The sequence below is a fragment of the Pseudomonas sp. EGD-AK9 genome (genome assembly GCF_000465935.2).
Taxonomy (GTDB): Bacteria; Pseudomonadota; Gammaproteobacteria; order Pseudomonadales; family Pseudomonadaceae; genus Aquipseudomonas.
Map to the genome: position 1 here is coordinate 1 of NZ_AVOF01000247.1, position 4876 is coordinate 4876.

The 4876-nt window shown below is 66.7% G+C and carries 4 protein-coding genes and 3 tRNA genes; 3 read left to right on the forward strand and 4 right to left on the reverse strand.

What is annotated here, in order from left to right:
• Positions 1-489: metal ABC transporter solute-binding protein, Zn/Mn family (locus N878_RS12715; protein WP_021444029.1), on the forward strand; the 489-nt coding region annotated here is incomplete at its 5' end.
• A gap of 377 nt (positions 490-866) precedes the next feature.
• On the opposite strand, the gene N878_RS12720 is transcribed toward N878_RS12715, so the two are convergent.
• The 4 genes from N878_RS12720 to N878_RS12735 form a co-directional block, all read right to left on the reverse strand.
• Positions 867-943 (reverse strand) — tRNA-Asp (locus N878_RS12720).
• 111 nt (positions 944-1054) lie between these two features.
• A tRNA-Asp gene (locus tag N878_RS12725) sits at positions 1055-1131 on the reverse strand.
• A 31-nt stretch (positions 1132-1162) separates the two neighbouring features.
• A tRNA-Val gene (locus N878_RS12730) sits at positions 1163-1238 on the reverse strand.
• Between the two features lie 113 nt (positions 1239-1351).
• A complete protein-coding gene (locus N878_RS12735) occupies positions 1352-1825 on the reverse strand; it encodes a MarR family winged helix-turn-helix transcriptional regulator (protein WP_031303122.1) in 474 nt (157 codons plus the stop codon).
• A 113-nt stretch (positions 1826-1938) separates the two neighbouring features.
• Between N878_RS12735 and N878_RS12740 the strand changes: the two genes are divergently transcribed.
• Both N878_RS12740 and N878_RS12745 read left to right on the forward strand, forming a co-directional pair.
• On the forward strand, positions 1939-3708 hold the full coding sequence (locus tag N878_RS12740; protein WP_031303123.1) for an N-acetylglutaminylglutamine amidotransferase: 1770 nt from the start codon (positions 1939-1941) through the stop codon (positions 3706-3708).
• A 171-nt stretch (positions 3709-3879) separates the two neighbouring features.
• The coding region (locus tag N878_RS12745; protein WP_021444033.1) for a GNAT family N-acetyltransferase at positions 3880-4876 on the forward strand (997 nt) is incomplete at its 3' end.

Sequence of the window (4876 nt, forward strand, 5' to 3'; positions counted from 1 at the left end):
GCCCTGGCCAGCCAGCCCTGGCTCAACATCAACAACCTGGGGCGCATGGCCGATGTGATCGCCGCCGACCTGGGCCGCCTGGCGCCAGAGGCCAAACCGCAGATCGAGGCCAACCTGGCGACGCTCAAGCAGCGCCTGCTCAAGCTCAGCGCCGCCAGCGAAAGCCGCCTGGCCGAGCTGGACAACCTCGGCGTGGCCAGCCTGTCGGAGCACTTCGATTACCTGATCGGCGGCCTCAACCTCGACCCCATCGAACTGAGCGTGGCGCAAGACGCCGAATGGACGGCCGAGACCCTGGCGCAACTGAGCGCCGAGCTGCGGGACAACGAGGTCGCCGCCGTGCTCGCCCCGCGCCAGCCCTCGGCGGAGCTGGCCAAGGCGATCAGCGACGGCGGCAGCCGCCTGGTGCTGATCGAAGACAACCAGGACGCGCCCATCGCCGGGCTGGAAACGGCCATCGACCAGGTGCTGGACGCTCTTTCACCCTGAGCGCGGGTAGCCCGGATACAAAGCCGGGCTACGAGGGCGAGCGGCAGCCGCCTGACCGGCGCCCCATTGCGGGGCGCCATGGCCCGTTAGAGCTCGGTGGCGTCTTCGACGCCATCCACCGCATCCTGCTCCAGGGCGCTCAGTTCCAGCAGTTCTTCCTGATAATCGTCCATCGCTCGCTCCTCCCGCATGACCCGTTCAACGATAAACAAGAAACATGCCCATCAGGCTAGAACGGCGGGATGAAGACAAGATGACGAAAAGCCGCGGGCAGGAACATTTGCCGCCAGCACATGTTGCCGTCGTGCCAGGGTGGCCGCCATGAACGGCAGGCAACAAAAAACCCGCTGATCTTGCGATCAGCGGGTTTCCGTATATGGCGCAGCGGACGGGACTCGAACCCGCGACCCCCGGCGTGACAGGCCGGTATTCTAACCGACTGAACTACCGCTGCGTGTCGGCTGGACTTGCGTCCAAGGAACTCTGTTTCAATAAGCAGTGTTGCATCTGATGGCACCTCTTAAGGTTTGCCATCTCGGACCGAGCATGCTCGAACCGGAGAAAATGGCGCAGCGGACGGGACTCGAACCCGCGACCCCCGGCGTGACAGGCCGGTATTCTAACCGACTGAACTACCGCTGCGCGTCGGCCGGACTTGCGTCCGAATTCGCTATGGTGGGTGGTGACGGGATCGAACCGCCGACCCTCTGCTTGTAAGGCAGATGCTCTCCCGGCTGAGCTAACCACCCATGTGCCTTAGCGAGGCGCGCACTTTATGCAGGCGACGACGCTAAGTCAACACCCTGCTTGAATTTTTTCTGGAAAAAGCGGTTTTCCAGCGCCGCCCCGAGGCAGCGCCGACTCAATCCATTTCCCCGCACAGCTCGGCGGCGCGCAGCAGCGCGGCGGTCAGGCTGTGGCGCTCCCAGTCGGCCAGGGCGGCGAAGCGCCGGTTGAACTCCGGCGGCAACAGCGACGGCGCCTGCTGGATCAGCTCGCGGCCGGCATCGCTGATCAGCAGCCACTGGCGGCGGCGATCCTGGTCGTCGCGCTGACGCTGCAGCAGGCCGCGTTCCTCCAGGCGGTCGAGCATGCCGGACAGGGTCGCCGCGGTCAGGCTGACCCGCCCGCTGAGGGCGCTGGCGGTCAGGCGCGTCTCGCTGGCCAGCACCTGCAGGATCAGCAGCTGCATGGGCGTCAGCCCGCCGAAACGGGCCAGGCGCTTGGCGTGCACCTCGCCCGCCTGCTGCAGCCGTCGCAAGGCCTGGAACAGGGGCATTTCGAAGGCCAGCACGGATGACAAATCTATTTCAGTAGGAACTTTTTTATCGCTCATACATACCTATATATCGCACCATAAACTTTGACATAAAAGCATTTTTTTGTTTTGGTGTAAAAGGCTCGGCCACCGCCGAGCCCCTCCCCAACGGCAATACCGGTAAGGAAAATATGTGCGGAATAGCTGGAGAACTACGTTTTGATCGACGCCCCGCGGACCTCGCGGCCGTCGAGCGCATCACCCATCACCTGGCCCCTCGCGGCCCCGACGCCCACGGTTTCCACAGCCAGGGCCCCGTCGCCCTCGGCCACCGCCGCCTGAAGATCATGGACCTGGCCGAAGCCTCCGGCCAGCCGATGATCGACAGCGACCTGGGCCTGTCCATGGTGTTCAACGGCGCCATCTACAACTACCCCGAGCTGCGCGCCGAACTGCAAGAGCTGGGCTACCGCTTCTTCTCCGGCGGCGACACCGAGGTGCTGCTCAAGGGCTACCACGCCTGGGGCGAAAAACTGCTGCCCAAGCTCAACGGCATGTTCGCCTTCGCCGTGTGGGAGCGCGACAAGCAGAGTCTGTTCATCGCTCGCGACCGCCTCGGCGTCAAGCCGCTGTACCTGTCGCGCACCGGCGAGCGCCTGCGCTTCGCCTCCTCGCTGCCCGCCCTGCTGCAGGGCGGCGATATCGCCAGGACCCTCGATCCCGTGGCGCTCAACCATTACCTGAACTTCCACGCCGTGGTGCCGGCGCCGCGCACCATCCTCGCCGGCGTGGAGAAACTGCCGCCGGCCACCTGGCTGCGCATCGATGCCGACGGCAACTGCCAGCAACAGAGCTGGTGGCAGCTGGAGTTCGGCCCGCAGCGCGAGGAAATCCCCTTCACCCTGGAAGACTGGCGCGAGCGCGTGCTCGACGGCATGCGCGAGGCGGTGTCGATCCGCCAGCGCGCCGCGGTGGATGTCGGCGTGCTGCTGTCCGGCGGCGTCGACTCCAGCCTGCTGGTCGGCCTGCTGCGCGAGGCCGGGGTAGAGAATCTGCTGACCTTCTCCATCGGCTTCCAGGATGCCGGCGGCGAGCGTGGCGACGAGTTCCAGTACTCGGACCTGATCGCCGAGCGCTTCGCCACCCGCCACCACCAGCTGCGCATCGACGAGCACGAGATCATCGAGCAGTTGCCGGCGGCCTTCCGCGCCATGAGCGAGCCGATGGTCAGCCACGACTGCATCGCCTTCTACCTGCTGTCGCGCGAGGTGGCCAAGCACTGCAAGGTGGTGCAGAGCGGCCAGGGCGCCGACGAGCTGTTCGCCGGCTACCACTGGTACCCGCAGGTGGACGGCGCCGACGACGCCTTCGCCGCCTACCGCGCGGCCTTCTTCGACCGCGACTACGACGAGTACGCCGCCTGCGTGCAGCCGCAGTGGCTGACCGGCGACATGGCCGGCGAATTCGTCCGCCAGCACTTCGCCGCCCCCGGCGCCGTCGCGCCGGTGGACAAGGCGCTGCGCCTGGACAGCACGGTGATGCTGGTCGACGACCCGGTCAAGCGGGTGGACAACATGACCATGGCCTGGGGCCTGGAGGCGCGCACGCCGTTCCTCGACTACCGCCTGGTGGAACTGTCGGCGCGTATTCCGGCGCGCTTCAAGCTACCGGACGGCGGCAAGCACGTGCTCAAGGAGGCGGCGCGCCAGGTGATCCCCGGCGAGGTGATCGACCGACCCAAGGGCTACTTCCCGGTGCCCGGACTCAAGCACCTGGAAGGCGCCACCCTGGGCTGGGTGCGCGACCTGCTGCTCGACCCCAGCCAGGATCGCGGCCTGTTCAACCCGGCCATGCTCGACCAGCTGCTGACCGATCCGCAGGGCCAGCTGACGCCGCTGCGCGGCTCCAAGCTGTGGCAGCTGGCGGCGCTCAACCTGTGGTTGAGCGAGCAAGGCCTGTAAACGCGTAGGGTGGAAAACCGCGAAGCGTTTTCCACCGACAGGGTAGATGTGAAAAGCGATATCCACCCTACGCTCCGGCACAGCCGTAGCCCGGATGCAATCCGGGGTTGTCGCGACTCCATTCACGCCCGGATCCGATCCGGGCGTTGCAGACAGCAAAGGACCATTCCAATGCGCACCACTGCCTACAACCAACGCCTGCTGCGCGGCCAGACGCCCTCCTACGAACGCCTGCAGGCGCGTCTGGCCGAGGATCACAACGCCCCACCCAGCCAGCCGCTGGCCGTGCACTGCGGCTGGGGCCGCCTGCTGATCGGCCATACCTACCCGGATGCCGGCGAACTGGCCGCCGCGCTGCTCGACGAGCAGCCCGGCGAGCGCGATATCGCCCTGTACGTCGCCGCGCCGCACCAGGTGCTGGCGCAGGCGCCGCAGCAGCTGTTCCTCGACCCATCTGACACCCTGCGCCTGTGGTTCACCGACTACCGGCCGGCGCGCCGCGGCTTTCGCGGTTACCGCATCCGCCGCGCGCAGAACGAGGCGGACTGGCAGGCGATCAACTGCCTGTACCAGATGCGCGGCATGCTGCCGATCGAGCCGGGGAAACTCACCCCCTACAACGAAGGCGGCCCCACCTACTGGCTGGCCGAGGACGAGGACAGCGGCGCGGTGATCGGCAGCGTCATGGGCCTCAACCACCAGCGCGCCTTCCGCGACCCGGAGAACGGCAGCAGCCTCTGGTGCCTGGCGGTGGACCCGCAATGCAGCCGCCCCGGCGTCGGCGAGGTGCTGGTGCGCCACCTGATCGAGCACTTTATGAGCCGCGGGCTCAGTTATCTCGATCTTTCCGTCCTGCACGACAACCGCCAGGCCAAGCAGCTATACGCCAAGCTGGGTTTCCGCGAGCTGCAGACCTTCAGCCTCAAGCGCAAGAACGGCATCAACCAGCCGCTGTTCCTCGGCCCCGGCCCGCAGGCCGAACTCAACCCCTATGCGCGCATCATCGTCGACGAGGCGCTGCGCCGCGGCATCGAGGTGCAGGTGGACGACGCCGAGGCCGGGCTGTTCACCTTGAGCCAGGGCGGGCGGCGCATCCGCTGCCGCGAATCGCTGAGCGACCTGACCAGCGCGGTGAGCATGACCCTGTGCCAGGACAAGCGCCTGACCC

Coding starts and splice junctions, on each gene's coding strand:
- N878_RS12735 (WP_031303122.1), bottom strand. CDS start 1,825: ATGAGCGATAAAAAAGTTCCTACTGAAATAGATTTGTCATCCGTGCTG.
- N878_RS12740 (WP_031303123.1), top strand. CDS start 1,939: ATGTGCGGAATAGCTGGAGAACTACGTTTTGATCGACGCCCCGCGGAC.